23 protein-coding genes and 1 tRNA gene (1 of these 24 running past the window's edge) are annotated in these 25,864 nt (G+C 59.2%); 19 read left to right on the top strand and 5 right to left on the bottom strand.

All coding sequences use genetic code 11. The features are described from left to right. Positions 1 to 21: 21 nt before the first annotated feature. Positions 22 to 708, bottom strand: a complete 687-nt coding sequence (locus HMPREF9451_RS02200) for a ComF family protein (RefSeq protein WP_009138665.1) — start codon at positions 706 to 708, stop codon at positions 22 to 24. 533 nt (positions 709 to 1,241) lie between these two features. On the opposite strand from HMPREF9451_RS02200, the gene HMPREF9451_RS02205 reads away from it, so the two are divergent. From HMPREF9451_RS02205 to hisE, 14 genes are all read left to right on the top strand, one after another. Next, positions 1,242 to 2,252: a substrate-binding periplasmic protein gene (locus HMPREF9451_RS02205; RefSeq protein ID WP_009138666.1), complete on the top strand. Its 1,011-nt coding sequence runs from the start codon at positions 1,242 to 1,244 to the stop codon at positions 2,250 to 2,252. Positions 2,253 to 2,393: 141 nt separating this feature from the next. Then, the gene (locus HMPREF9451_RS02210) at positions 2,394 to 3,170 is read left to right on the top strand and encodes an ABC transporter ATP-binding protein (RefSeq protein WP_009138667.1); all 777 of its coding nucleotides are present in this window, start codon (positions 2,394 to 2,396) and stop codon (positions 3,168 to 3,170) included. A gap of 22 nt (positions 3,171 to 3,192) precedes the next feature. Continuing rightward, positions 3,193 to 4,119 carry a SufB/SufD family protein gene (locus HMPREF9451_RS02215; RefSeq protein WP_009138668.1) on the top strand — a complete coding sequence of 309 codons (927 nt, stop codon included), beginning with the start codon at positions 3,193 to 3,195 and terminating at the stop codon, positions 4,117 to 4,119. Between the two features lie 165 nt (positions 4,120 to 4,284). Continuing rightward, positions 4,285 to 4,425, top strand: a complete 141-nt coding sequence (locus HMPREF9451_RS09790; RefSeq protein WP_156789199.1) for a hypothetical protein — start codon at positions 4,285 to 4,287, stop codon at positions 4,423 to 4,425. Positions 4,426 to 4,509: 84 nt separating this feature from the next. Then, positions 4,510 to 5,439: a hypothetical protein gene (locus HMPREF9451_RS02220; RefSeq protein ID WP_009138669.1), complete on the top strand. Its 930-nt coding sequence runs from the start codon at positions 4,510 to 4,512 to the stop codon at positions 5,437 to 5,439. Between the two features lie 254 nt (positions 5,440 to 5,693). Next, positions 5,694 to 7,316 carry an ATP phosphoribosyltransferase gene (gene hisG / locus HMPREF9451_RS02225; protein ID WP_009138670.1) on the top strand — a complete coding sequence of 541 codons (1,623 nt, stop codon included), beginning with the start codon at positions 5,694 to 5,696 and terminating at the stop codon, positions 7,314 to 7,316. After that, entirely contained in the window at positions 7,313 to 8,692 is a 1,380-nt protein-coding gene (hisD, locus tag HMPREF9451_RS02230; protein ID WP_040625964.1) for a histidinol dehydrogenase, read from the top strand. Before hisG ends, hisD begins: the two co-directional genes overlap by 4 nt. 6 nt (positions 8,693 to 8,698) lie before the next feature. Beyond that, positions 8,699 to 9,781 (top strand): histidinol-phosphate transaminase, encoded by a 1,083-nt coding sequence (gene hisC / locus HMPREF9451_RS02235; protein ID WP_009138672.1) that lies wholly within the window; start codon positions 8,699 to 8,701, stop codon positions 9,779 to 9,781. Next, positions 9,778 to 10,362, top strand: coding sequence for an imidazoleglycerol-phosphate dehydratase HisB (gene hisB / locus HMPREF9451_RS02240; protein ID WP_009138673.1), 585 nt, complete (start codon positions 9,778 to 9,780; stop codon positions 10,360 to 10,362). Before hisC ends, hisB begins: the two co-directional genes overlap by 4 nt. A 9-nt stretch (positions 10,363 to 10,371) precedes the next feature. Next, positions 10,372 to 11,052, top strand: a complete 681-nt coding sequence (hisH, locus tag HMPREF9451_RS02245) for an imidazole glycerol phosphate synthase subunit HisH (RefSeq protein WP_009138674.1) — start codon at positions 10,372 to 10,374, stop codon at positions 11,050 to 11,052. Further along, on the top strand, positions 11,049 to 11,786 hold the full coding sequence (locus HMPREF9451_RS02250) for a 1-(5-phosphoribosyl)-5-[(5-phosphoribosylamino)methylideneamino]imidazole-4-carboxamide isomerase (RefSeq protein ID WP_009138675.1): 738 nt from the start codon (positions 11,049 to 11,051) through the stop codon (positions 11,784 to 11,786). The genes hisH and HMPREF9451_RS02250 overlap by 4 nt, the downstream gene beginning before the upstream one ends. 13 nt (positions 11,787 to 11,799) lie before the next feature. Then, on the top strand, positions 11,800 to 12,582 hold the full coding sequence (gene hisF / locus HMPREF9451_RS02255; RefSeq protein WP_009138676.1) for an imidazole glycerol phosphate synthase subunit HisF: 783 nt from the start codon (positions 11,800 to 11,802) through the stop codon (positions 12,580 to 12,582). A 45-nt stretch (positions 12,583 to 12,627) separates the two neighbouring features. Beyond that, the gene (gene hisI, locus HMPREF9451_RS02260) at positions 12,628 to 12,954 is read left to right on the top strand and encodes a phosphoribosyl-AMP cyclohydrolase (protein ID WP_009138677.1); all 327 of its coding nucleotides are present in this window, start codon (positions 12,628 to 12,630) and stop codon (positions 12,952 to 12,954) included. Between the two features lie 2 nt (positions 12,955 to 12,956). Further along, on the top strand, positions 12,957 to 13,274 hold the full coding sequence (gene hisE / locus HMPREF9451_RS02265) for a phosphoribosyl-ATP diphosphatase (RefSeq protein WP_009138678.1): 318 nt from the start codon (positions 12,957 to 12,959) through the stop codon (positions 13,272 to 13,274). Between the two features lie 132 nt (positions 13,275 to 13,406). On the opposite strand, the gene HMPREF9451_RS02270 is transcribed toward hisE, so the two are convergent. Further along, positions 13,407 to 14,282: a PHP domain-containing protein gene (locus HMPREF9451_RS02270; RefSeq protein ID WP_232204085.1), complete on the bottom strand. Its 876-nt coding sequence runs from the start codon at positions 14,280 to 14,282 to the stop codon at positions 13,407 to 13,409. 349 nt (positions 14,283 to 14,631) lie between these two features. On the opposite strand from HMPREF9451_RS02270, the gene infC reads away from it, so the two are divergent. From infC to rplT, 3 genes are read left to right on the top strand one after another with little or no spacing between them, the layout of a single operon-like run. Continuing rightward, on the top strand, positions 14,632 to 15,189 hold the full coding sequence (infC, locus tag HMPREF9451_RS02280) for a translation initiation factor IF-3 (RefSeq protein ID WP_009138680.1): 558 nt from the start codon (positions 14,632 to 14,634) through the stop codon (positions 15,187 to 15,189). A 38-nt stretch (positions 15,190 to 15,227) separates the two neighbouring features. After that, positions 15,228 to 15,425: a 50S ribosomal protein L35 gene (rpmI, locus tag HMPREF9451_RS02285; protein ID WP_009138681.1), complete on the top strand. Its 198-nt coding sequence runs from the start codon at positions 15,228 to 15,230 to the stop codon at positions 15,423 to 15,425. A 17-nt stretch (positions 15,426 to 15,442) separates the two neighbouring features. After that, positions 15,443 to 15,799: a 50S ribosomal protein L20 gene (gene rplT, locus HMPREF9451_RS02290; RefSeq protein ID WP_009138682.1), complete on the top strand. Its 357-nt coding sequence runs from the start codon at positions 15,443 to 15,445 to the stop codon at positions 15,797 to 15,799. Positions 15,800 to 15,917: 118 nt separating this feature from the next. Here the strand turns inward: rplT and HMPREF9451_RS02295 are convergent, their stop codons facing one another. Then, a complete protein-coding gene (locus HMPREF9451_RS02295) occupies positions 15,918 to 19,355 on the bottom strand; it encodes a SpaA isopeptide-forming pilin-related protein (protein ID WP_009138683.1) in 3,438 nt (1,145 codons plus the stop codon). 294 nt (positions 19,356 to 19,649) lie between these two features. Here HMPREF9451_RS02295 and HMPREF9451_RS02305 point away from each other — a divergent pair. Beyond that, positions 19,650 to 19,725: transfer RNA gene (locus HMPREF9451_RS02305), tRNA-Ala, on the top strand. A 313-nt stretch (positions 19,726 to 20,038) separates the two neighbouring features. Here HMPREF9451_RS02305 and HMPREF9451_RS02310 read toward each other — a convergent pair. Continuing rightward, positions 20,039 to 20,878, bottom strand: a complete 840-nt coding sequence (locus HMPREF9451_RS02310) for a P-loop NTPase (RefSeq protein ID WP_009138685.1) — start codon at positions 20,876 to 20,878, stop codon at positions 20,039 to 20,041. 214 nt (positions 20,879 to 21,092) lie between these two features. After that, positions 21,093 to 23,489 (bottom strand): transglycosylase domain-containing protein, encoded by a 2,397-nt coding sequence (locus HMPREF9451_RS02315; protein WP_009138686.1) that lies wholly within the window; start codon positions 23,487 to 23,489, stop codon positions 21,093 to 21,095. 37 nt (positions 23,490 to 23,526) lie between these two features. Between HMPREF9451_RS02315 and HMPREF9451_RS02320 the strand changes: the two genes are divergently transcribed. After that, a protein-coding gene (locus HMPREF9451_RS02320) for a U32 family peptidase (RefSeq protein WP_009138687.1) crosses the window boundary here: on the top strand, positions 23,527 to 25,864 show its 5' portion. The gene runs 131 nt beyond the window's last position; the window shows 2,338 of its 2,469 coding nt (coding positions 1–2,338); it begins with the start codon at positions 23,527 to 23,529; its stop codon lies off the right edge, out of view.

A 25,864-nucleotide genomic window follows, 5' to 3' on the forward strand; every position in this document is an offset into this window, starting at 1 on the left:
CGCCTTCGCGCCCGTTTTTTTTCAGGCGCGGGCGATGGTGGCGATGCGTGTTGAGCATCGGGATCGGTCCAAGGCGCATTGTGCGCTCGAGAGCGTCGCTCCCGTGGTTATCACGTCGTCGAGGAGCAGGACCCTGTTAAGGCCGAGCGCCTTGATCGCCTGGAATCTCCCTTGCATGTTGGCGATCCTCTCTTGCCGGCTCAAGGTTCTCTGATCGGCCGCTTTGCATTCTTCGAGCGTCTGTGTGCACGGCAGACCCGTCATGCGCGAGAAGCTCTGTGCGACGAGCGCCATGTGGTCGAACCCGCGCCGGCGCCGCGCTTTGGTCGTCGCGGGAATGTAGGAAACGGCCTGGGCCCACTCCTTCCAGGCGGGGTCTACCACGTCGGCGAGGAAACGAGCCAGCACATCCGCCAGCCGCTGTTCGCCTTTGTCTTTGTATGTTTTCACCAGAAGGGCCGCTCCTCCTTCGTAGCGGAAGCAGCTCACGCAGGGGGAGACGTCGGCGAGCTCGCGTTCGGTCACGGGATTGCAACGGTCGCATTGCAGGCTTCCCCAGGGAGAGCCGCAGCGAGGGCAGGCTCGGTAGTAGTCGATGAACTCCAGGCTCCGCGCGCATCGCGGGCATAGAAGTTTTCCGGGCGTATCGCAAAGGGCGCATCGGGTTGGCCAGAGCGTTTCGCAGATCGATTGTGCGATGAATCCCACGGCGCTCCTTTCTCGCGCGGCTTTCGTCTGAATTCTCCGACGGGTCTTGGGGATGGGAAGGACGAGAAAGATGCTAACGGTTCGTCGTTTGCCCGTTTTGCCTCCACTCTTGCGACTCTCTCGCCGCTTTCTTCCCGAATTCGTCTTCTAAGTTGGCTTTGAGCGTTCCTTCCACGCATGCGATGCTGCCTCATCTCCGAGATTTGACGCTTCTGGGGAACCGCCGTTGGTCTTGTTCAAATCTGCTAAACTTACCCCGAACTTCTTTCGGGTCTGTAGTTGCGGGGGCTTGCGCCCCCTAGTCCATGGCAGATGCGGTCGAAAGGATCCACGTAAGCATCGGGCTTGTCCCGTGCGAGCATGGCGTATCCTAGGAGTAAGACGCACCCTTCGGAGATTGTTTTGCGGCGTGGTGCTGCACCGAAGGAGAGGGTGGAGCGGATTGCCGCAAACCCCCGGTGCGCGAGTGTGGGGGCAAAGACTAGGTCAGCCGGAAGAAGACGGAATACGAAAACGGAAAGAGGATCGAAACGATGAAGCATCGCGTGTCGCTTATAGGCGTGTTCGCCTGTGCGGTCTGCCTTGTAATGACGCTTGCTGGCTGCAGCCAGAGCACCGCCTATACCCCTGAAACGCTCAATCCCACGGTTTCGTCGCCCACGATCGGCAAGGACAACACGCTGCGCGTCGGTATCGGCGGAGGCGCGCCGTTCTACGTTTCGACGAATTCGAGCAGTGCGGCGTCGGGTCTCGACGTCGATATGGCCGCTGCCCTGGCGGACCAGCTTGGTCTCAAGCTTGAGGTGGTCTCTCTCGGCACGGGCGAAGTCGACGTGCAATCCGCCCTCGCGAAAGGCGACGTCGACATCGTTATGAGCGCGACTTCTTCCGACAAGGGCGATTCGGTGTGGGTTTCCGACCCGTATACGCAGACGGGAATCGCGCTGTTCGCAAGTCCGGGCACCGCCGCTCCCTCGAAAAGCGATGCTCCCAAGATAGCCGCCCAGTCGTCGTCCACGAGCGCATGGGCCGTCACGAACGCTTTCGGGGAAGATGCCCTGGTCGCCAATAGCGACCTGCTTTCCGCGCTGTCCTCCGTGGAGACGAAAAGCGCCACCTACGTTGCCGCCGATGCCGTTATCGGCTCGTATGCGGCTTTGGGCCAAAACGTCGATGTCGAGCCCGTCGCCGTGCTTGGAACGGTGGGCGGCTACGGCGTCGCCGTGTCTGCCAGCAACACCGATTTGCAAAAGGCTATCTCCGACGCTCTGGCAACCATCAGCGGCAACGGCGTGGCAAACGTCGTGTGCTCGAAATGGCTCGGTTCCGCCATTGACCTTTCCTCCCTTCCCGTCATAGAGGTTTCCACGTCGAAAGCCTCCTCTGCGAAGACGAGCGATTCCGACGAGTCCTCCTCCGAGAAGACGGGTGCCGATACGTCGGCTTCGGAGGATTCGTCCGCTTCGACGGATGACGGCGTAGAGCCGAAGACGGAAGCTGGGGCGAACGCGGTTCTTCCTCAGGGAACGTCCTCAGCGGCTTAAATCGTCCGTCCGAAGGGCGTCATGCGCTTCTTTTTTCTGCACAATGCGGGGTTTCCTTGACACGAAGGATGCCCCGCATTATTTATATGATATTGTTTTAGTAGCAATTAGCATACGAGACATGAGATAGAGGACGTAGTCATGCTTGAACTAAAGAATCTGGTATTCGAGGTGCCTGTTGAAGGGGGAGTCTCTGAGACGAAGCGCATCATCGACGACCTTTCCCTTACGATCGAAGACGGTCGATTCACGGTCATAACCGGCCCGAACGGCGGCGGCAAATCCACGCTGGCGAAGCTCATCATGGGTATCGAGCAGCCGACGTCCGGCTCCATCGTCTTCAACGGCCAAGACATCACCCATGCATCCATCACCGAGCGCGCCAAGCTCGGAATCGGGTACGGCTTTCAGCAGCCCGCTCGCTTCAAGGGCATGAAGGTCAAAAAGCTTCTTGAGCTCGCAGCGGGCAAGCGCCTTCCGGCCCTTGAGTGCAACGAGTATTTGGCGAAAGTCGGCCTGTGTTCTGCGGCCTATCTCACGCGCGAGGTGGACAAGAGCCTTTCCGGCGGCGAGGTAAAGCGCATCGAGATTGCAACGATGCTCGCGCGAGACCCGAAGATGGCCATCTACGACGAGCCCGAGGCGGGCATCGACCTGTGGAGCTTTGACCGTCTGACCGAGACGTTTCGCGATATCCACGAGACCCGCGACGACCGCAGCATCGTGATTATCTCGCACCAGGAACGCATCATCCAGCTCGCCGACGACATCGTCTGTCTTCGCGACGGACGCATTCAGGACATGGGTCCGCGCGAGGAAATCCTTCCCAAGCTCGGCTTCACCGACCGCGGCTTCCACGGCTGCCAGCTCACCCAGCCGACCGAGCTGCATCTTACCGAGATTTCCACGAACTGCTAGTGATTCTGTAAGGAGATACGTCATGGCAGATCTTTCCACTCTTGACGAGAAACTGCTCGAGCAGATTGCCGATTTGCACGGCATGCCGCGAGGCGCTTTCAATATCCGCAAGGACGGCCAGCTTGTCGAGCGCCATTCGAGCGCGAACATCACCATCGACTCGTTCACGGACAAGCAGGGCATCGAAATCACCATCGCCCCTGGCACGAAGAACGAAACCGTTCATATTCCCGTCATCGTCACCAAGGCGGGACTGACCGACGTGGTCTATAACGATTTTCATATCGGAGACGACGCCGATGTCACCATCATCGCAGGCTGCGGCATCCATAACACGAGCGACCAAAAGGCCGAGCATGACGGCATCCACAGCTTCTGGATCGGCAAGAACGCCCGTGTCCGCTACATGGAGAAGCACTACGGCGAAGGGGAGGGAACGGGCGAGCGCGTCTTGAACCCCACGACCAACGTGTACATGGACGAAGGGTCTCATTGCGAGATGGAGATGACCCAGCTCGGAGGCGTCTCCTCCACGATTCGCGACACCAACGCCGAGCTTGCAGCGGGCGCCAAGCTGGTCTTGACCGAGAAACTGCTCACCCACGGCGACCAGACGGCGACGTCCAACATGAACGTCTATCTGAAGGGTGACGATTCGAGCGTGCAGGTCATTTCTCGAAGCGTCGCTCAGGACAATTCTGTCCAGATTTTCAACCCCTTGGTCGTCGGCGAGGCTGCATGTCGCGGCCACGTCCAGTGCGATGCCATCATCATGGGGTCCGCGAAGGTGAAGGCCATTCCTGGCATCGAGGCGGCAAGCGAAGACGCCCAGCTCATCCACGAGGCCGCCATCGGCAAGATCGCGGGAGACCAGATCGTGAAGCTTATGACGCTCGGCCTGACCGAAGAAGAGGCCGAAGCGGAGATTCTGGACGATTTCCTTTCGTAGCGTCGTTCGCTTCGCACAAACAGAGCGCGCGAAGATGTTCAAAACGCTTCGAGACGCTGTGAATCTTACAAGCAGGGCCCGCGGAATGCGGGCCTTGCCCGTATAATGCATGAAAACGATGCCGCGCCGATCGCGACGGATTGAATGAAGGACGGTGCATGCCGCATGATGAAGCACGACGATTACCGTCGCCAGACGGAAGAAGACCTCGAAAGCGTTCCTCCGATGAGCACGACCCAAAAGGTCATTATTGCAATCGCTGCCATCGGGGTTGCTGTGGGCATTGCGTATTTTGTACTTTCGTAAGCCGCTTCGCGGCAAACGTGCGTGCCCGGGTCGATTCCTGGGTTGGCGCAGGCTTGCGCGCGATTGATGAAAGGAAGGCGATATATGGCTAAGCACGCTAAGCGCGAAAGCGATTTGAACGAAGAGGAGCTCAATGATTCGATGGAGGGTGCCGACAAGGACGCTTCCTCCGAGGACCAAGGCCTTGGTTTCGGGAAAAAAGACGATCGCGAGGAGATGCCGGCACACCATGTGAAATCCCGAAGGATGCGCACGGCTTTGATTGTAGTGTCGGTCGCGCTTGTCCTTCTGATGGCGGCTCTTGGCTATTTCGCATGGATGCTTATCGGCGAAGCGCGCGACGTCGCCTATCAAAGCACGATTCAGTCGAGCCAGAATTCCAAAGACTCCGCCTCCACGCTCGATGCGGGAAGCACGTCGGCCGACCGCAAGGAAACGCCCGAGCTTGTCGGGCTGATTGGGAAAACGGAAGATGAAGCCGTCGCTCTCATCGGCCGTGGCGCGACTGAAACGAGCTCTTCAGAGATCACCGAGGAAACGGGCGAAGGAGACGAGAAGACCACGGAGGTCGTCGGCCGCAATGTGACGTTGGCGCTGACCGACGAGACGAGCGACTCCAAGGGCAATACGCCGTCGGTGTATCTGACGCTCGACAAGGAGGGCGTGATTACCGAGGCCGGATACTCGGCATCGGTCGGCTCTCTCGGGTACGGGGAAGTGAGCTTCGTCGATGCGGTTCAGACCGAGCATTTGGTCGAAAACCTGGTGAGCATGGCCGGCGTGCCGACCGAAGAAGGCGCTGTCGAGATGCCTTCTCCCGAAAGCTATCGCAGCTACGCCGACGATGGAAAGACGATTGCCCAGGAGATGTACACATTCGAGGGGACCGGCGAGGCCGACGGGGCGTCGTATGCCTGGTCGTGCAAGCTCAGCTACGATTATTCGGCCGCGAATGTTTCGGGTAATCTTGCCGATACGATTCGTCAGGTGTATCTGTACGTCAAGAGCGCTTAGCGCCTGTTGTTCGCGAGCGAAGCGAATACAATTGAAAAACGTCCTACGGCGCGCATGAATCCGCCGCAGGAAAGGGTCAGCAAACGAGGGGCTTTCGAGCCCCTCGTTTGCGTCTGGCAAAGCTTTGCCATATTCGTGTAATAATGCTTCGCTTTAGCACTCTACTATGCTAAAGTACATTCTGGAAGTAATCGCGCGGGAATCGTCTGTGCTTTTCCGCCATTGGAGTCGATACATCAGGAGGTGCGGCCGAAGTGAAACCGGTTACCCCGCGGGGATTCAGGGACATCATGCCCGAGGAGGCGTTGAAACGCGAACGCATAACGCGCGCAGTGAGCGATGTGCTTGCCGTTCACGGATATCTGCCTGTGGAAACGCCTCTTCTCGAAGACCGGCGTTCGCTCGAACGCGCCTCCAGCGTCGACGACACTCCGTTTCAGCTCTTTGACGCGGACGGCAGGCTTCTTATGGTGCGAAGCGACTTGACCATGCCAATCGCCCGTCTTGCCGCGACGCGTCTCGAGCATGCGGCCGCTCCGTTCAGGCTGCGCTATGCTGCCCCTATCGTGCGCGAGCAGGCTCAGTTCATGGGTCGTTCCAGGCAGTTCACCCAGCTTGGTGCCGAGCTCATCGGCGATGCCGGGGCTTCTGCCGACATCGAGGTCGTATCTCTCGCCGCCGAAGCCCTCGATGCCGCGGGCGTGTCGAAATGGCGTATTGCCTGCGGCAGCGTCCGCCCCATGAAAGAACTCCTCGATGCATGCGGCCTTAAGGAGGACGACCGTGCGGCAGTGTTGGGCTGCATACACGGGTCCGACTTCGTCGACCTCGATGAACTTGTGCAGACCCTCGAAGTGTCCGAGGACGCTCGCCGCGCCCTTTGCGGGCTTGCCCGCGTATGCGGAGGCGCGGAGGCTATCGAGCAGGTTCGCGAACTGCTCGCTCCGTGCGGGGTGGACACCTCGTGCGTCGACGAGCTGGAGAAGCTCTTCGCAGCGGCTCGTGCGCTGCGATTCGGGGACCGGCTCGTGATCGACTTCTCGATCATGAATTCTTTCGATTACTACACGGGCTTGGTGTTTAGCATATATGCCGACGGCGTGTTCTTTCCTCTCGGATCGGGCGGTCGATACGACGATGCCTTTTCACGCCTGGGGGAGAAAGACATGCCTGCGGCGGGCTTCGCCTTGTCTCTCGAGCAGATTGAAGAGGCGCTCGCGTACGCCCCCCAGCAGCGCCCTTTGCGCATTGCGGTTCCCAAAGGCTCGCTTTTCAACGACACGGTCGATGCCCTGGGAAAGGCCGGCTTCGATGTAGAGGCCTTGCGCAATCCGGGTCGCAAGCTGGTCGTTCACGCCGAAGGGGTCGATTACGTGATCGTTCGCCCCACCGACGCCCCCGCGTTCGTCGCTTCAGGCGGCGCCGATTGCGGCATATGCGGTCGCGATTCTTTGATCGAGGCGAACCTCGACCTCGTTCAGATGGCCGATTTAGGCTATGGCCGCTGCCGCTTCGTGGTGGCCGAGCCGCGTACGGCGAAAGGCAAGGCCCAGGCCCGCTATGCCAGCCATGGGAGCATTCGTGTGACGACGAAGTATCCTCGCATCACCCAGGCGTATTATGACCGCATAGGACAGCAGGTCGATATCGTCACCCTCCACGGCAATATCGAGCTCGGCCCCATGGTGGGCATGGCCGACCGCATCGTCGACATCACGGCCACGGGCACGACGCTCAGGGAAAACGATCTCGTTGTTGTCGACGACGTCATCGAATGCAGTGCAAGATTTTTCGCAAGCCCCGTCGGTTTGCGTTGCGACGAAAGGGTGCGCCAGCTCGCAGACGCGCTGGCCGCTTCGAGAAAGGTATGTTCATGAACACGATCGTATTGTCCGAAGGCCAGCGTCTTGCCTCTTCTCAGCTTCCGCGCCAGGGCGTGCTTCCTGCCTCCATCACGGAATCGGCACAGGCCATCATCGCCGAGGTGCAGGAGCGCGAAGACGACGCGTTGCGCGATTTCTGCCTGAAATTCGACGGAGTCGTCCCGGAAAGCTTCTCCGTCGACTCTGACACCATGGATAAGGCGCTCGAATGCGTCGACCCCGCATTTCTGGATGCGTTGGAAAAAGCCGCCGACCAGATTCGCGATTTCCACGAGCGAGAGCTTGCCCAGTCGTGGTTCACCGCTCGCGAAGATGGCACTATCCTCGGCGTGAAGGTGACCCCCGTTCCTTCGGCAGGCATTTACGTTCCCGGCGGACGGGCGCAGTATCCGTCTACGGTTCTCATGAATGCCGTTCCTGCGAAAGTTGCCGGCGTAAAACGCATCGTGATGGTCACGCCTCCGCAGAAAGACGGAGGAATCTCCCCCTATACGCTCGCCGCCGCGAAGGTCGCGGGCGTCGATGAGATATACGCGGTCGGAGGAGCCCAAGCCATCGCCGCCTTGGCGTACGGAACGCAGTCCATTCCCCGCGTCGCCAAGATAACCGGCCCGGGCAATGCCTACGTCGCGGCGGCGAAGCGTCTTGTCTCCGGAGACGCCGGCATCGATATGGTCGCGGGTCCGAGCGAGGTGTGCGTGCTCGTGGATTCTTCGGCCGACGCAACCGTTGTGGCGGCCGATCTGATGGCCCAGGCAGAACATGACCCCTTGGCCGCATGTTACCTGGTGACGTGCGACCCCAACTTTGCGAAAAAGGTCCAGGAGCGCATCGAGGTGCTCGTCGCCGCGAGCCCGCGTGCCGCCATCACCAAAGAGTCGCTCGATACCCAGGGAGTGGTGGTTGTCGCCTCCGATATGGACGCCGCGATCGATGCGGTCAACGTCATCGCCCCCGAGCACCTGGAGCTGCACTGCGAAAACGCCATGGGCCTTCTGGGAAAGATCGAAAACGCGGGCGCCATCTTCGTCGGTCCGTGGAGCTCGGAGCCGCTCGGGGATTACGTGGCGGGCCCGAACCATACGCTTCCCACGGGCGGCACGGCGCTTTTCTCCAATCCCTTGTCGGTGGAGGATTTCGTCAAGCGCTCGTCGGTCGTGTGCTATACGCCCGAAGGCCTTTCCTCGGACGGTCCGGCGGCTCAGACGCTTGCACAGGCGGAGGGTCTGTGGGCCCATGCCCTTTCGGTGGGCCTGCGTCGCAAGCTTATCGAAGAGGGGCTTGACGGCTACGATGGGGCAGACCTCGGCGACATCGGATCGATAGCCTGGCCCGAGAAGCTTGCCGCCCCTCGTTTTTTGGAGATGTAGAGAACCATGCCAGCACAGAATGCAATGCGTATGCGCGACGACCTCGTCGACCTCGAGCCTTACGATCCCGGCGCCTGCGTTCAGGAAGTCATCCTTTCTGCGAACGAAAACCCTTTCGGCGTTCCTCGCGCATTGCGCGAAGCCATGAACGAAGCGGTGGCGCAATCGGCGTTCAATCGCTATCCGGACCCTCTGGCGGATGCCCTGCGCGAGGATATCGCTTCTTGGCATGGCGTTTCGCGCGATTGCGTGATCGTGGGCAACGGCGGAGACGAGATCATCTTTGACCTGCTGCTTGCTTTCGGCGGCTCGCAGCGCACCTTGATCGACTGTCCTCCCACGTTTAGCATCTACGCGCTGTATGCGAAGCTCACGGGAACGAACGTCGTGACCATCGTGCGCGACGAGACGGATTTCTCCATTGATTGCGAATCGGTCGAGAAGGCGGCGGCGCAAGCCGACTTGATTATGCTCACGTCGCCCAACAATCCCACGGGCAATCTCGTCGACCCGGCATGGGTTCAGAAGCTGGCCGCTTCCACAGACGCCCTTGTCATCGTTGACGAGGCATATGTCGAATTCGCGAAAGAAGGCTCGACGTGTCTGCCTCTGGTTTCGTCCTGCGGCAACGTCGCCGTGCTACGCACGTTTTCCAAGGCGTTCGCCTTGGCGGGAGCGCGTTGCGGATATCTGATAGGACCGGCCGATGTCGTCCGGGGAATCGCCGCTGTGCGCCAGCCCTATTCGGTCAATGTGCTAAGCCAGGCCGTCGCACGCGTTGCGGTGCAGGGTCGGGCTGCCTATCAGCTCGACATCGAGGAGATTCGCCGCGAGCGTGCGCGTCTTATCGATCGACTCTCTGAGATAGACGGCATCGAGGTGTGGCCGAGCGAGGGCAACTTCGTTCTCGTCCGCATGCCGAATGCCTCTGAAGTTTATGAACGGCTGCGCGACAGGTTCTCTATCCTGGTGAGAAACTTCTCGCGCTCGGCGGGATTGAAGGATTGCCTGCGCATCACGGTGGGAACGCCGGGGGAGAACCAGCGCGTCGTATCGGCGCTCGATATGCTTCGAAAGGAAATGAAATGAGGGAGTCGACAATCGCACGCCGAACTCTTGAGACAGACATCGAGGTGGCGCTGAACCTCGACGGGGCGGGAACGGCCGATGTATCGACCGGTGTCGGATTTTTCGACCATATGCTCACCGCGTTCGCCCGTCACGGATGCTTCGATCTTTCCGCGCGCGTGAAGGGCGATTACGAGGTAGACGACCACCATACGGTCGAAGATACGGGCATCGTGCTCGGAGCGGCGTTTCGCGAGGCGCTTGCGGACAAGAAGGGAATCCGTCGTTTCGGGGATGCGTTCGTCCCCATGGATGAGACGCTCGTCATGGCGGCCGTCGATATTTCGGGCAGGGGCCAGGCGTTTTACGAGGTTGATCCGAAGGTGGAGCGAATAGGGTCTTTCGACACTCAGCTTGCCAAGGAGTTCTTTCTCGCTTTCGCGCGTGAGGCGGGAATTACGCTTCATGTGCGGTTGGTGTGCGGGGAAAACGGTCATCACATCGTCGAGGCGGCGTTTAAAGCATGCGCCCGCGCCTTAAGGGAAGCGGTCGAGCCCGATTCGCGCGTGACCGGCGTTCCGTCCACGAAAGGATCATTGTAGGAGGCGTCCATGGCGAGAATCGTCGTAGTCGATTATCACAAGGGCAATTTGATGTCGGTCGAGCGCGGTTTGAGCGCGGCGGGGGCGGACGCGTTCGTCTCGGACGATCCTGTTTCCATCCGCGAAGCCGACGCCGTCGTGCTGCCGGGCGTCGGCAGCTTCGCCGATGCCATGGCGTACATGCGCGAAAGCGGGCAGGCCGAAGCCGTTGTTGAATCGGTGCGTGCCGGGCGCCCTTTTCTGGGCATCTGCCTTGGCATGCAGCTGCTATTCGACCGCGGACAAGAGGGCGCTTCGTGCGGCGAATGGGTCGAAGGGCTTAAAATCTTGCGCGGGTCGTGCGTGAGATTGCCGTCGTGCGGTCTCAAGGTACCGCATGTGGGCTGGGATGACGTTTCCATCACGGATCGGGGCGAGAGGCTTTTCGAGGGCGTTTCGAGCGGATCGCATTTTTACTTCACCCATTCCTACATCGTCGATGCCGACGATGACGAAGTCGTGGCGTGCTGGACCGACTATGGCGTGCGGTTTGCGTCGGCGGTCGCAAGCGGTCTGGTCTTCGGCTGCCAGTTCCATCCCGAGAAATCCTCGGGGAAAGGCCGGGAGGTCTTGCGCAATTTCGTGCATATCGTGCAGGACTGCGAACAATCCCGCCATCTCGAAGAGCGCAAAGGAGAGGGTCTGTCGTGATCGTTTTTCCCGCAATCGACCTTATCGCAGGCAAAGTCGTTCGGCTCGAAAAGGGCGACCGCAAGCATGCGAAGGTGTATTCCGAAGACCCCGTTGCCGTGGCCTGTTCGTTTCTCGACCAGGGTGCGCGCTGGGTGCACGTTGTCGATCTTTCCGCCGCTTTCGAAGAAGGGGCCGACGAGCTTGAGGCGAACAGAAAGGCCGTTGAGAAGCTCTGCTCCATCGAGGGGCTTTCGATCGATGTGGGCGGCGGCGTGCGTTCTCTCGACCGTATCGACGAATTGGCTGAGGCGGGGGCTTCTCGCATTGCGCTTGGCACGGCGGTCGTGCGCGACCCGTCGTTCGCCGAAGCGGCGGCGGTTCGTTATGGCGAGCTGCTTGTCGCAGACGTCGCGGCGAGAGACGGTATGGTGAAAGTGAATGGATGGCGCGAGGGCGCGGGCGTTTCGGCCGATGACCTCGTCGCCCGCTTGGCGGATTTCGGCTTTCGACACCTGGTATTCACCGACATCGCCCGCGACGGCATGCAGACGGGCATCGACGACCAGGCGTATCGCCACATTGCGAACGTCGCGGGCTTTCCCGTCGTCGCATCGGGCGGTATAGCCTCCCTTCGCGATATCGAGAAGCTTGCCCGCCTGGAAGACGGGGTCGTGGAAGGATGCATTACGGGGCGCGCCCTTTACGAGGGCAGCTTTACGCTTTCGCAGGCTCTTGCGGCCGCTCGCGGTTAGGAGGGATGCTCTCATGCTGACAAAGCGTGTCATACCGTGTCTTGACGCGAAGGACGGGCGCGTCGTCAAAGGCGTGAACTTCGTTGGCTTGCGCGATGCAGGCAATCCTGTCGAATTGGCCCGTTTCTACGATGCCGAGGGCGCGGACGAGGTGGTTTTTCTCGACATAACCGCCACGAGCGATAAAAGGGAGACCACGATCGAAATGGCGTCGGAAGCTGCACGACAGCTTTCTATTCCTTATGCGGTCGGCGGCGGTTTTCGCGATGTGGCGGGCATGCGCACCATGGTGGCTGCAGGGGCCGACAAGGTTTCGCTCAACTCTGCGGCGGTGGCAGACCCTTCTTTGATCGAGGCTGCCGCGGCGGCGTTCGGCAGCCAGGCGGTCGTGTGCGCGATCGATGCGAAGCGCGTGGGCGTTCCGGGCGCTCCAGGGGCCGACCGCTGGGAGGTGTTCGTTGCCGGAGGAAGAAAGGCCACGGGTATCGATGCCGTGTGGTGGGCGCAGGAGTGCGCGCGGCGGGGCGCAGGCGAGATTCTTCTTACATCCATGGACAGAGACGGCACGAAAGACGGGTTCGATATCGCGCTGACGCGCGCCGTGTCCCGTGCGGTCCCCATCCCGGTCATCGCGTCGGGGGGCGTGGGGTCTTTAGAACATTTTGCCGAAGGCATCATCGACGGCGAGGCCGATGCCGTGCTTGCTGCGAGCGTGTTTCACTTCGGAACGTATACGGTCAAGCAGGTGAAGGAGTACATGGCGGCGCAGGGGATTCCCGTTCGTCTCGACTTCTGATGCGTACGCATTCGCCTTGGCGGCTTGAGTGAAAGGCAGGGCCATATGAAGCTTGAAGAGGCTGCATTGAAATATAACGAACAAGGGCTGATTCCCGCCATCGTCCAACAGCACGATACAAAAGAAGTGCTCATGATGGCCTGGATGAACGAGGAGTCCCTTCGTCTGACGCTTCAGACGTCTACGACCTGGTTTTGGTCGCGGTCGCGCCAGGAGCTCTGGAACAAGGGGGCTACGAGCGGAAACATCCAGCATGTGGTTGCCCTCTACGCCGATTGCGATTCCGACACGCTTCTGGTTGAAGTGGATGCCGAAGGGCCCGCATGCCATACGGGCAGCAAGACGTGCTTTTTCAAGAAGATAGAGAGGTAATCATGGGCGAGCGCACAGCGAACGTGCAACCTGGGAATATCGGAGAGACCATATGCGGCCTCGCCGAGGTCATCGGCTCTCGCCGCGACGCCGATCCCGAGAAAAGCTATACGGCGCTTCTTCTGCAGAGCGGAGAAGACAAGGTTTTGAAAAAGGTGGTCGAGGAGGCCGTGGAAGTTGCGCTTGCATGCAAGGACCGCGATCACGACCACATTCGCTACGAGGCCGCCGATTTGATATACCACCTGCTGGTGGCTCTTGAGTATCACGGCGTTGGAATCGACGAGCTTGCGGGGGAGCTCGACGCCCGGCGCAAGTAGGCGCCGTTTTCCCGAAGATTTCGGAACTGCTCGGTGTATGGGGGAGTCAACAGGTTCTATCCATCTGACGGGCGCGCGGCGTCATTCCTCTAAAGCTTTGCGGCGTCGCGCGGCGTTATGTCTCCCGGCTTTCTACAAGGCCACGCGGCGCCATTCCCCCGAAGAGGTGGGGACGTCGATGCTTGCATATCCTGCGCGTCGTGCGCATGCGTAAGCTTCGTTGATTCCGTAGCCGATGTCTTTGCTGGAATGCGCGTCGGATCCGACGGTCAGGGGAACCCCTGCGGTGCGGAATCGCTTGAGGAGCTCGAAGGCGGGGTAGAAGTCTCGGACGCTTTTGCGCAGTCCCGCCGTGGAGAGCTCGATGCGGACGTGGGACTCATGCGCCGCTTCGGCCATATCGTCCCAAAGCGGACCTAGGTCCAAAGAGGGGGCGTACCCTTCGTTTTCGAAAAGGCGTGGCAGGTCGGGATGTGCCATGCTGTCAAAGCCTACGGGGCAAAAGCATGCGCGGCACCAGGCCTGGGCGTATCGACGCCATACTTCGTCGGCTCCTTCGGCGTCCCAGATGCGCATATCTTCCGACCAATCTATGGCGAACTCGCCTAGATAATGCACCGAGCCCAGAAGAAACGTTGCCCCCGCCTTGAACAGAGGAATGTCTCGTTCGCACCCTTCGTACCAATCCGCTTCCCACCCGAACACGATATCGATGTTCGGGTGGGAAAGGCGTGCTTGTTCGATGCGGCTGCCAAGCTCCGCGATGCGCGATTCGTCGACGGCACAATCCATGAAGGCGGGATGGGCGAAGTGATCCGTGCAGGCTATGGTCGTCAGGCCTCGTGCTTCGGCGGCGGCGATGTTTTCGTCCAGCGTGCTTCCGCCGTCCGAATAGATGGTGTGGGTGTGACAATCCACGAGCTCCATGGTTCCTCCTGGTTTATGGCAATGGCGTGCGGTGCTGCTGTCAGGATACGCGCTTTGGCGTTTCTCGGCTGCGTTTTTCATCTTCGGTTCGTTATTGCGGCGTATAATGACGGCCGATGCATGCGTCGAACGCGGGTTTTACCGGTTTGCCGTCAAAGTGTTCGTTTGGGCTTGCGCATCGGTCTTCGTTGGCGAGCCAGGAGCCAATGAGCCGATGGTCCATTGCGGAGAAATCTAAAAAATGCATTGCCATTCGCGGCATGTGTGGTATTATATGCAAGCTGTTTCAAGTGAGGGCAGGTGCCCTCCGCCTATTTCGGCGCAAGCTGATGGGTTTTCTGAATAAAAGAATTCTGCATTCGGAAGCCCTGTCGCATGCGCGCAGGGTTTTTTGTTGCAGCAATACTCGCGAAAGCGAGAGATAGAGGAGGTGAGCGCGATAGCAGCTCAGGAGCCAAGGCTCAACGACGAAATTCGTACTCGCGAATGCCGCTTGATCGGTTACGACGGATCTCAGATGGGCATCTTCAGCACTCGCGAGGCTCAGCGCATCGCTGATGAGCAGGGTCTCGATTTGGTGGAAATCGCACCGAACGCAGAACCGCCCGTATGCCGAATCATGGACTACGGCAAGTTCAAGTACGACCAGGCAATCAAGGCGAAGCAGGCCCGCAAGAATCAGACGAAGATCGAAATCAAGGAAATGAAATTCCGTCCCAAGATTGACGTCGGCGATTACACCACCAAGAAGAAGCACGTGCTTCGTTTCTTGGAGGGCGGCGCGAAAGTCAAGATCACGATCATGTTCCGTGGTCGCGAGATGGCTCACCCCGAACAGGGCCTTTCCATTCTCGAACGTTTGGCAGACGACCTCAAGGACGTAGCCGTTATCGAGAATGCGCCGAAGATGGAAGGCCGCAACATGCACATGCTCATTGCTCCGTTGCCGGCAAGTGCGAAAAAGGCAGCAGAAAAAGACGCCAAATAACTGAGGCGCCGAAACGAGTAGGAGAAAGGACATACGTCATGCCTAAGATGAAGACTCGCAAGGGCACTGCCAAGCGCTTCCGCGTTACCGGCTCTGGCAAGATCATGCGTGCCAAGGCTTTCAAGAGCCACATCAAGACCAAGAAGAGCCCCAAGCGCATCCGTAATTTCCGCCATGAGACCGAACTCTCCGCAGCAGACCGCAAGGTCGTCGGCAAGAACCTCGGTATCCGTTAATCAAGGAGTGATAGTCAATGCCTCGTGTAAAGCGTGCAGTTTCCGCCCATAAGAAGCGTCGCGTCATTCTCAACCGTGCAAAGGGTTACTACGGCGCGAAATCCCGTACCTACCGTGCTGCTAAAGAGCAGGTCCAGCACTCGCTGCAGTACCAGTACCGCGATCGTCGCAACAAGAAGCGCGAGATTCGTCGTCTCTGGATTACCCGCATCAACGCTGCGGCTCGCATCAACGGTATGTCTTATTCCGTGTTCATGAACGGTCTTAAGAAGGCTGGCGTCGAGCTCGACCGCAAGGTTCTTTCCGACATGGCCATCTCCGACCCCGACGCATTTGCTCAGCTCGTCGAGGTTGCCAAGGCTGTTCAGAAATAACCTCTACCCCGTATGAAAAGGGCCGCATATGCGGCCCTTTTTGCATGGTGCATGTTCGGTGATTGGTCGGGCATGCCGCACCTGCACCATGGTAGGGCGGACTCGTAGGCGCGTTTGCCTACGATTCCTCTTCCAAAGAGGCCCTTCTTCGCGCATACCAAAGATATGCGGCGCTCCCTGCGGCCAGCACTCCCGAAATTGTCGCAGCAGACGATCCCCAATCGGCCGTTTTCGCAAACGGCGTCGCAGGCTCCTTTTCGTTTTCGACGATGACGATCTGTACTTCGTTCGTGTCTTCGACGCGAAATGTCGTCGCGTCTTTTGCCCGCCGGTATCCGCTCGGCGCTTCGTGTTCGACGATTGTATATTCCGCTCCGGGAACGAGGCGGGTGAATGTCTGCGGTTCTTGCGGCGAGGCGGACCATCGAGAAACCCCCTCGGCGCAAGGGACGGGTTCGCCCTTTTCGTCGACGAGCTCGAATTCTCCTCCTTCCAGCAGCGCGTTACGTATATCCGAGCCTTGGCGCAATGTCTCCGATTCTTCGGTCTGATTCCTGTTCATGTTTTGGTATGCGTCCCGGTCGACTTTGAAGATGGACACCTTGGTGAAATCGTTCTCAAGAGCCACGCTTCCTTCGATTGCGCCGTGGGGCGCAGCCTCTTGGTGCGATTGGTCCGGTTCGTCTTCCTTCTGCTCTTGTTTCTGATCCTGCGCTTGCGTCGAAGTCGCGTTTTCCTCTTCGTAGGCCGCAAAGTCGCTGTACCAGCGTCCGTCGGGGGAGAGATAGAGCGCCGCCTCAGCATGCTGCGTGGGGTATCCGAGGTCGATGCGGCTTTCCGCCTCGACGATTCGGTAGGTCGCATCGCGGGGAAACTTAGAGAAGACGGCCTTTCCTTCGCTGTCTGTCGAGGCGCTCAAGAAAGGAGCGTCCTCTTCAATCGCGCTTGATCTTTCGGTTCGGTACACGTCGAGCACGACGCCTTCGATAGGCTCTTTCGAGGCCTTGTCCTTCTTGGTCGCCACGAGGCGGCAGGGCTGCTCCTCGATCGTTATGCCCTCTTCCACGATTGCAACGGTCTGGCTTTCGTAGGAAAGCGTCACTTCGCGGGGTTCGCTTTCCGCCACGTAGCCGTCAGGAGATGCGGTTTCTACGATTAGATACGTCACGGAGCCGTTTCCAAGAGACAGACCCTCTACCGTCCAGGCCCCCTGCTCGTCGGTCTCTACCGTTTGAACCACGTCGCCCTTTTTGTAATGGACGGTTCCATCGGGGGTTGCTATGTCGTCTTTCGCGATGATTTCGTAGCGTGCTCCCGCGACGGCCTCTTTGCTCTCTGCGTCTATTTTTGCTGCCTTGATCGTTCCCGTTGCGGCCTCGTTGGGAAGGTCTATCTCCAGAAGGTCATCGCTTGCCCAGTCGTGCTCTTCGCTTACTTCGAAATAGACCGGTTCCGTTCGCAGCAGATAAGGTGCCACGGCTTCTACTTCTCTGATGGCGTAGGACCCGTAGGCGAGCTTTTCGGGGAATTGCACGATTCCTGAAGCAGGGATGGAAAAGACCGAGACTTTGTGGCTGTCGGGGTAGTGCGCGTCGAATTCCACGACCTCATACGTTCCGTCCTCTCCTTTCCTGAGGAGCTCTATGAGCGTTCCCGGCTTTCCTATGGTCTTGCCGCTTGCGGCATCGGTCTTCCGAATTCGAACAGGAGAGGCTATGAGGCGGTCTTCTAGGATAAAGAACACCTCCTGTCCCTCCGCGTGCACTTCTATATGGCAAATGGGCTCTAGGAGGGCCAGAGAGGGGTTCGGGCACGATGTTTCGACCAGCGTATAGCTTCCGTACACGAGGGCGCCGCGTTCCTGCGAGCCTTTGTTCGATTCGGGCGAGGCAAGGCTTCTGCTCGAAAAGCGACCGTCCGCGCCCGATGTGACCGACCCGATGTACGATCCTTTCAAGACGGTTCCGTCGCTATTTTTTATCGGCAGCCCGAAAGCGTCGAGCACTTCGGTGACTTCGTAGCCTTTTGCCTCCAGCGACCCATCGTCTTCGAGCCAGAATGCGAACTCGCAGTCCGCAAGAGGGGAGCGGATTTCTTCCTCGCTCGACCCGTCGTATTTCGCCCCGCAGATGTCTCCTCGCACGATTTGCTCCGCATGCTCGTGCACGGGCATCTCGAATTCCGGTTCGTGCGAATTGGGTGTAAGCTCTACCTCCATCCATCCGTCATGCTGGCTTCCGCCGTAGTCGTCCAGGACATATCCCGGGGAAGGTTGAACCTCGCGTATGCGCGCCTTTCCCCGAGGAAGCTTCTCGAAGACGGCGACCCATGCCTCTCTAGATTCGTCCCATGTCGTTTTTGCTTGGTGAACCTTGCCTTTTGAGTCGACAAGTTCGTAAAGCGCCCCTTCGAGGGATGCGTGCCCCTGTGCGCCGCCATTCGTCTCGCAGTCTACCTTCTTCAGGATAAGTCTGACGCTGCAGGGGCTGTCGGCGAGTTCTATTACCTCGGAGCCTCTCTCGACGTGGAAGCGTTTCGGCTCGCTCCATGGGACGAATCCCAAAGGAGCCTCGTCTTCTCTGATCCATACGTCGCAATTCGGAGGGAGGCTTACTGCGGCGGACCCGCTTGCATCGGTGGTAAAGGAGGTTATCAGCCCCGACAACTCTTCGCCGTCGAAGCTTTCGAATACGCTGAAGGACGCGCCCTCGAGAGAGTACGATCCCTCTTCCGTGCCGTCGGCTACCGAGATGTCGGCAGAGGTTTTCCTGATGGTTATGTCGATGAGGTTTTCAAGGGGGGCGTGTATCCAGTAGCAGTCGGCGTGTTTGGCCGAGATGCGCGAGATGGCATTGCCTGGAACCGTTCCCGCGACAACCCCGTCGGCATGGCCGCTGGAATGCCAGGCTTTGTCTTCCGAGGGCGAATCGCCCCAGAAAAACATGACATGGCAGTCAGCTCCGGGCGCATTCCAGTCGTTTGGTTCTGCGATGATGATGTCCCCTTTGCGAAGCTCCCCGCTGGAGAGAAGCTCTTCTTTCGACTGGTACTCCTTTTTCATGGAGGCGTGGTCGTCGAGAAAGCACTTCCATCGTGAAAGGTTCGCCTTGTTCCCCCTGTTATAGCCAGACGAACCGACGTACGAACCCACGATGTCGCAATCGGCCCCGCATGCCTCGAAGACCGCGACGAGAAAGCCCGCGCAGTTCATGTAGGACTGTCCGTTCTCTTTCGGTCGGCCGTTCGGATGCCAGCAATCCCAGCTATCGATGCTTCCTCCTTCGCCGTTCGGGCCCGTGTTGCCAAACGGCGTGGAGAGGTAGTAGGAGTCGTGCTCGTGGGCGGAGAGCTCGTCGACGATACGTTTCGATGCTCCTAGGTAGACGTCCAGGGGCACGAAGGCTTCATTGGGGGTGGACGCTGACGGGGCGGGGGAGGCATGCGCGATTTTGGAAGGTGCAGCAGCGGACGCCACGGCGCCGGCCGCCGCGGCAAGAAGCGAGCGTCGCGTGATGCAGGCGCTTTCCGACGGAAGGTTGTTCTCATGTGCAGGCATGGCCGCTCCTTTCAGTAAAGCTTGGTCTCATGGTACGGAGGCGGCCTTGGCGCTTCTTTGGCGGAATCCTTCGGGAACCTTGGCGAGAAATGGCGCATATCATGCGGCGGTCTTGGCCGAATGGCGGCCTGAGCTATCGCGCATGATTCGCGCGCGAGGCGGCGGTATTTCGCGGGATTGCGTGGCGAAAAAAGTTTTCAAAAAAAGTTGGAAAAAGTTGTTGACCCTCAAAATCGATTCTGTATAATAAGTTCTCGCACCGCGCAAGAGAAAATAACTCAGAGCGGATGATACGGGGCCTTAGCTCAGCTGGGAGAGCGCATGGCTGGCAGCCATGAGGTCAGGGGTTCGATCCCCCTAGGCTCCACCATTGAAACATCAGACCAGGACATTGTCCTGGTCTTTTTATTTTTTTGTTCAAATGGGGTGCGAAGGGGGAGCGGCAGCTTGGACTTTCTTCACGCCGGCGTTTTGTTCACCCTGCCCGTAGGGAGGGGTCTTGAACCCCTGAATACAGATCACGTGAAGATACGAGTCGGCGTTCTTCCAAGGCCTCAAAGCGTGGTTTTTCAAAACCTATAAACGTAGAGGCTTGGCGCACGGCGGCATCTCGACAGCAGAACGCCCTCTTGGCCTTGGAGGACAAGAGGGCGTTTATTTGCGTAAAGGAGGGCAGAAAGGGCCTACAGTACGTCAAGAACCGGTTTGAGGGCGTCTTTGACGTCGTAGCGCTCCACTTCGCCGGCATCGACCAGGGTTGCAATAGCGGGATCCATGGGCAGGGTTGCATATGAAGGTATGTCGTAGCGCTTCGCAACGTCTGCACCCTGGGGCTCGCCGAAGATGTAGTGCTTCTTGCCACAATCGTCGCATTCGAAGTAGGCCATGTTCTCCACCAGGGCAAGAACATCCACCTTCATGTCGTGGGCAAGATTGACGGCTTTGCCCACGATCATGGCCACCAGTTCCTGCGGCGCAGATACGGTCACTATCCCGTCAAGGGGAATTTGTTGGAAAACAGTCAGCAAGACATCGCTTGTGCCCGGGGGCATATCGATCAGGAGGTAATCGAGCTCTCCCCAGTTCACCTCATTGAAGAACTGGCTGATGATGCCAGAGACCACGGGCCCGCGCCACGCTACGGCCATGTCTTCCTGCGGGAGCATGAGATTGGTTGAAATCATCTTGATGCCGGATTCGGTCTCTCCGGGGTTCAAGCCGTTCGCATCGGCAGACAAGGGTCCCTTGACGCCGAAAGCCTTGGGGATGGAGGGGCCGGTCACGTCGGCGTCCATAATGCCGACGCGCTTTCCTGCTTTTTGAAGCTCCGATGCGAGAAGGCACGTGACGAGGGTTTTGCCGACGCCTCCCTTGCCCGAGACAACGCCGATCACCTTCGTGATCTTCGATGCGGCGTTGGGGGAGAGCTTTTGCGGCTCCGTGCGCTCTCCGCAGGAGCTCGAGCAGGACCCGCAGTTGTGGGAGCATGTTTCGGGTGTTTGCTGTTCTGGGGTTTCGTTCATATTCGCCTCTTTCGTGCGGCCTGGGCAATGCCCGGCTTTAATCTACCGCTCCATAATAGCACTACCGCAACCCCGGAGAACGCCCTTGCCTGCGTGCGGCAAGAGGGCCGCAGATCTTTCCCAGAAACAAAAGAAGCGAGCCCGTGGGGGCTCGCTTCTTCGCGGAGACGTGTCGAAACCGGTCACGCCAAGGTTTTTTGTGTGTCGAGGGAATCTACGCGGCCGCTCGGTGGGCAACAAGCTGAGAAACCTCGTACACCGGTTGCCTTGCATAGAGCGCGCTGGGCGTCGGCGTGGGGTTCGGAGTAGGCTCTGGGTCGGGCGTCGGCTCCGGATCGGGAGTGGGCTCTGGGTCGGGCGTCGGCTCCGGATCGGGAGTGGGCTCCGGATCGGGCGTCGGTGTGGGGTCCGGATCGGGGGTGGGGTCGGTCGTGGGGCCGTTTGTTCCCGTATTGCCCGAGGAGTTGCCGTTGCTACCCGATTGGTTCGTGGACGAATCGGAAGAGCTGCTGTCGGAGGAATCGTCGGACTCCTCGTTTTCATCCTTCTCGTCTTTCTCGTCGTCCTCATCATCCTTCGAGACGGACGAGCCTCCGAAAGAGTTCTTGTAATCGGGCTCGGGGGCGGGGGTGAATTCCTGGTTGGGGACGCCTTCGAGAGCATGTTCCATGACATAGCGCCAAATCTCCTGGCACCACGAATCGGTGTATAGCTCAAGCTGGTTGGAGCGATCGCCCGTCCATACTGCGCAGGAAAGCTGGGGCGTGTATCCGACGAACCAGAGATCGTGCCAATTGTCCGTCGTTCCGGTTTTACCGGCTGCAATCTGTCCGGAAGAAAGGGCTGCCGCAGAGGCCGTTCCCATGGATTTGTAGATGACACCTTCGAGCGTCTGCGTGACCGCATAGGCTACCGATTTGGAAAGGACCTGCTCACCCTCTTGATTGGTGTTGTTGACCAGCTCGTTGCCGCTGCGGTCCGTTACGGTCAAGATGGCGGTGGCGTCATGATGCACGCCTTCTGCGGCGAATGTTCCGAAGGCTGAAGCCATCTCGGTGGTGTTCGCTTGGCCAACGCCAAGCGTCGTGGTGGCCACGGCGGGAAGCTTGTCGGCGGTCGGGTAGTTCACGAGCTTGCCTCCGCGCAGACCGAGACGTTCCTGCATGGCGACGATGCTTTCGGGCGTGATGCCGCTCTTCTCTGAATCTACGTAGGACAGGCGCACGAATCCGGTGTTGGAGGAGACGGCGATGGCGTCAGCGATGCTCAACGTGCCGTAGTTTTGCTGGCCGTAGTTATAGATGGATGCTCCGTTGACTTTGACGGGGCCGCGGTCGCAGTTGATGCGGGTTGCCGGATTGATGCCCTTTTCGATGGCGTCTGCAAGGGTGAACGCCTTGGCGGTAGAGCCGATCTGACGGCCGTCGGAGCTTGTCGCGATGTTAAGCTGATCGCCCTCGTAGAAATTCTTGCCGCCGATCATGGCTTTGATGAATCCGGTGTTCGGGTCGACGAGGGTAAGGGCAAACTCCTGCCCTTGCTTCACCGCGCCGCTTTCATATTGGATGGCAACGGCTTCTTCTGCGTATTCCTGCATGACGGGGTCGAGGCTCGTCACGATGGTGAGACCGCCCTCGAAAAGCTTGTCGTACGTGACGCCTTTTGCGAGATATTCGTCGCTTTGCAGCAGGTCGCGAACGTAGGTCGTGAACCATTCGTATTTGTATACGCCATTCGTTCCCTCTTCGGGGGCAACGTTGAGGTTGAGGTCTTCCGCTATTGCGGCATTGTATTCGTCCTCGGTGATGACACCGTTGGTGAGCATGCGGGAAAGAACCACGTTGCGGCGCTGAATGGAGGATTCCGGATTGGTGACGGGATTGTACAGCGTGGGCGAGTTCGGGATGCCGATAAGCGTCGCCGCCTGCGCGATGGTTAGTTCGTTGGAGTGCTTCGAATAATAATGCTGGGCGGCGGCCTCGATGCCGTGGCAGCCATCGCCGTAATTGATGGTGTTGAGGTACATGAGAAGAATCTCGTCTTTCGAGTAGATTTGCTCGAGTTTGACGGCGAGATCGATTTCGCGCACCTTGCGCTTGATCGAGATGTCGGTCATCTCGTCGGCGATGATGGTATTGCGCACATACTGCTGCGTAATAGTGGAGGCTCCCTCCTGGCCTCCTGCCAGGTTTACGAAAAGGGCTCGCACGATGCCTTGCAGGTCGACGCCTTTATGCTCGTAGAAACGAACGTCTTCGGTGGCGACGGTTCCTTGGGCAACGTAGGCTCCCGCTTCGTCAAGCGAAGAGAGAGGCTCGCGTTTTTCCAGGTAAAGCTCCGCCAAGACAGTGCCCGTGCCGGTGGACGGGTCGTAATCGTTGGCGTAGATCGTAGATTGCTCGGGAAGCTGGAAGGCATCCGTGTCGTTGACGTCTGGCAAGTCTTTGCACCATTCGTCGACAAGCGCCATAGCGCCCTGATAGCAACCGAATAAGGCCGCTCCGATACCCACCGTAACGACGAGTACGGTCCACAGCCCAGCGTGTGCGCGCGATTCGCGCTGTTTTCTCCGTGATTTCATGATGGCTACGATACCCGAAAGCGGTATCATTCGCAAAGTTGCTTATACGACGATAAGGATTTTTTCCATGACGAACCCATATAGAGACCTTGAACTGCTCGCTCCGGCGGGCAACGTGGCCTGTCTGCACGCCGCCGTTCAAGCGGGGGCGAATGCGGTCTATCTTGGCTGCGAAGACTTCAACGCCCGCCGAGGGGCTGATAATTTCACGCTCGAAAACCTTTCCCAGGCATGCGATTACGCCCATTTGCGCGGTGTCAGCGTCTATATGACGGTGAATATCGCCGTGCTGCCCGAAGAGACGAAGCGGGCGGTCGAGCTCGTGCGTCAGGCATGGAGGCGGGGCGTCGATGCGTTCATCGTTCAAGACCTCGGCATTGCGGCCGAAGTGAAGCGCGTGCTTCCCGAGGCGCGCCTGCATATTTCGACCCAGATGAACACGCATGGGGTAGACGGCGTGCGCGCGGCGGCGCGCCTCGGAGCCGATCGTGTAACGTTGGCACGCGAGCTGACACTGCTCGAGGTCGCGGAGGCAAGCGCAGCGGCGCACGAGTGCGGAATGAGCGCTGAATGCTTCGGGCATGGCGCGCTTTGCATCTGCTATTCGGGGCAGTGCTTCATGAGCTCGCTTATCGGCGGTCGTTCGGCGAATAGGGGAATGTGCGCCCAGGCATGCCGTCTTCCTTATTCGCTCCACAACGCATCGGTGAAAAACGCCCTTCCTTCCGAGGGCGACCATCTCCTTTCCCCAAAAGACCTCTGCTCTATCGATATGCTTATAGAGCTGGGAGCAACTGGCGTTGACAGCCTCAAAATCGAAGGTCGCATGAAATCCCCCGAATACGTCTTTTCCGTGGTCGGCGTGTATCGCCGCGTCCTCGACCGCCTGGCCGATGCGGCGGATGCGCTTTGCTGTGAAGACGAGGTGGAGCTTGCGCAGCAGCTGCGCGCTTCGCATGTAGGCCCCACCGAAGACGAACGCCGAATCCTTACGGAGGCGTTCAGCCGAGGATTCACCGAGGGCTATTTGAAGGGCCGTCGTGGAAACGAGATCATGAGCTACGGAAGGCCGAACAACAGAGGCGTTTTTGTGGGGCGCGTCGGCGATGTCCGCAACGGAGAGGTCTTCCTTTCGTCGGAAATCGAGCTGCACGAAGGCGATTTGCTCGAATTCTGGACGAACAAGGGCCATTTCGCCTGCACGCTTTCCGATTTTTCAAGAAAAGGGTCGCAATGGCGCTTCCGCGTCGAAAAGCGCGTCAGCAAAGGCGATCGGGTCTTTCGCGTGAGGGATGCTTCCATGGCGTTTGAGGATGATGCCATGGAACCGCGTCTTCCCGTGAACGCCAAGGCGTTTCTGCGTATCGGCGAGCCTCTCGTCATCGAGGCGTCTTGCGCCCAGGCGTCGATTCGCTTTGAGGGTCCAATTATCGAACAGGCCAGGACGAAGGCGGTGAGCGAAGAAGAGGCGCGTGAGCATATCGACCGCCTCGGGAACACCCCCTTTTACTTCGAGTCCCTCGAGGTGTCGGTCGACGAGGGCGTCGGCATTGGGTTCTCGGCGCTGCATAAGGCGCGCACCCAAGCCTTGAAGCGTCTTGAGGATGCGATGCTTTCCGGGCGCCGCGAGCGGCCGTTGACGAAATCTCCCGAGCCTGTGCACGCCCTTCCCGCGAAAAATCAACGCTGCGAGGTCGTGGCGCTGGCGACGAATCCTGCATGCGCCCGGGCCGCGAAGCGCGCTGGGGCGGACGTCATCTACGTTCCTGTTCTGAACTACCGCCGCGGCGAAGCGTGCGTTGCTGGCCAGCTTACGGCCACTGCATCCCAAGCCGGTTATCCGAGCAAATGCGTAATGGCTCTGCCCGTCGTCGACAAGGCGCCCATGAACGCCGAGGAACCTTTCGACGTTTGGGAGTATGCAAAGCCCGGCAAGCCCCTTCTTGTCGAAAATCTCGGGCAGGCCTTGCGTGCCAGCGAGTCTGGCATGGAGTTCGAAATCGGCTCCCATGTGCCTCTCACCAATGCGCTTTCGCTTCAGTTTGCTGCCGACCTCGGGGCCAAGCGCGTATGGCTTTCTCCGGAGCTGACCCTCGACCAGATCGAGGCGATCGGCAAGGACGCGCCTGTCGCTTTGGGCTTGACGGTCTCGGGCTATCAGGAGCTTATGACCACCGAGCACTGTCTGCTTATGAGCCAGGGTCCCTGTAACCAGAAATGCAGCGAATGCGTCCGCCGCAAAAGCCCGCATTTCCTGGAAGACAGAAAGGGCTACCAGTTCCAGGTGGTCACCGATTCGTGCGGCCGAAGCCACCTCTACAACGCGGTACAGCTCGACGCCGCTCACCTAGCCTGCAAGCTTATCGCGGTCGGTATATCGTCTTTCATGGTGGACACGACGCTCA

It is taken from the genome of Slackia piriformis YIT 12062 (genome assembly GCF_000296445.1).
GTDB classification, from domain to species: domain Bacteria; phylum Actinomycetota; class Coriobacteriia; order Coriobacteriales; family Eggerthellaceae; genus Slackia; species Slackia piriformis.

Excerpts from the sequence above, each read along its gene's own strand:
- hisB (WP_009138673.1), top strand. The coding sequence starts at position 9,778 with ATGAGGGAGTCGACAATCGCACGCCGAACTCTTGAGACAGACATCGAG.
- HMPREF9451_RS02310 (WP_009138685.1), bottom strand. The coding sequence starts at position 20,878 with ATGAACGAAACCCCAGAACAGCAAACACCCGAAACATGCTCCCACAAC.
- hisH (WP_009138674.1), top strand. The coding sequence starts at position 10,372 with ATGGCGAGAATCGTCGTAGTCGATTATCACAAGGGCAATTTGATGTCG.
- hisI (WP_009138677.1), top strand. The coding sequence starts at position 12,628 with ATGAAGCTTGAAGAGGCTGCATTGAAATATAACGAACAAGGGCTGATT.
- HMPREF9451_RS02205 (WP_009138666.1), top strand. The coding sequence starts at position 1,242 with ATGAAGCATCGCGTGTCGCTTATAGGCGTGTTCGCCTGTGCGGTCTGC.
- rpmI (WP_009138681.1), top strand. The coding sequence starts at position 15,228 with ATGCCTAAGATGAAGACTCGCAAGGGCACTGCCAAGCGCTTCCGCGTT.
- HMPREF9451_RS02220 (WP_009138669.1), top strand. The coding sequence starts at position 4,510 with ATGGCTAAGCACGCTAAGCGCGAAAGCGATTTGAACGAAGAGGAGCTC.
- hisC (WP_009138672.1), top strand. The coding sequence starts at position 8,699 with ATGCCAGCACAGAATGCAATGCGTATGCGCGACGACCTCGTCGACCTC.
- HMPREF9451_RS02270 (WP_232204085.1), bottom strand. The coding sequence starts at position 14,282 with ATGAAAAACGCAGCCGAGAAACGCCAAAGCGCGTATCCTGACAGCAGC.
- hisF (WP_009138676.1), top strand. The coding sequence starts at position 11,800 with ATGCTGACAAAGCGTGTCATACCGTGTCTTGACGCGAAGGACGGGCGC.
- HMPREF9451_RS02215 (WP_009138668.1), top strand. The coding sequence starts at position 3,193 with ATGGCAGATCTTTCCACTCTTGACGAGAAACTGCTCGAGCAGATTGCC.
- hisD (WP_040625964.1), top strand. The coding sequence starts at position 7,313 with ATGAACACGATCGTATTGTCCGAAGGCCAGCGTCTTGCCTCTTCTCAG.
- hisE (WP_009138678.1), top strand. The coding sequence starts at position 12,957 with ATGGGCGAGCGCACAGCGAACGTGCAACCTGGGAATATCGGAGAGACC.
- HMPREF9451_RS02295 (WP_009138683.1), bottom strand. The coding sequence starts at position 19,355 with ATGCCTGCACATGAGAACAACCTTCCGTCGGAAAGCGCCTGCATCACG.
- HMPREF9451_RS02315 (WP_009138686.1), bottom strand. The coding sequence starts at position 23,489 with ATGATACCGCTTTCGGGTATCGTAGCCATCATGAAATCACGGAGAAAA.
- rplT (WP_009138682.1), top strand. The coding sequence starts at position 15,443 with ATGCCTCGTGTAAAGCGTGCAGTTTCCGCCCATAAGAAGCGTCGCGTC.
- HMPREF9451_RS09790 (WP_156789199.1), top strand. The coding sequence starts at position 4,285 with ATGATGAAGCACGACGATTACCGTCGCCAGACGGAAGAAGACCTCGAA.
- HMPREF9451_RS02210 (WP_009138667.1), top strand. The coding sequence starts at position 2,394 with ATGCTTGAACTAAAGAATCTGGTATTCGAGGTGCCTGTTGAAGGGGGA.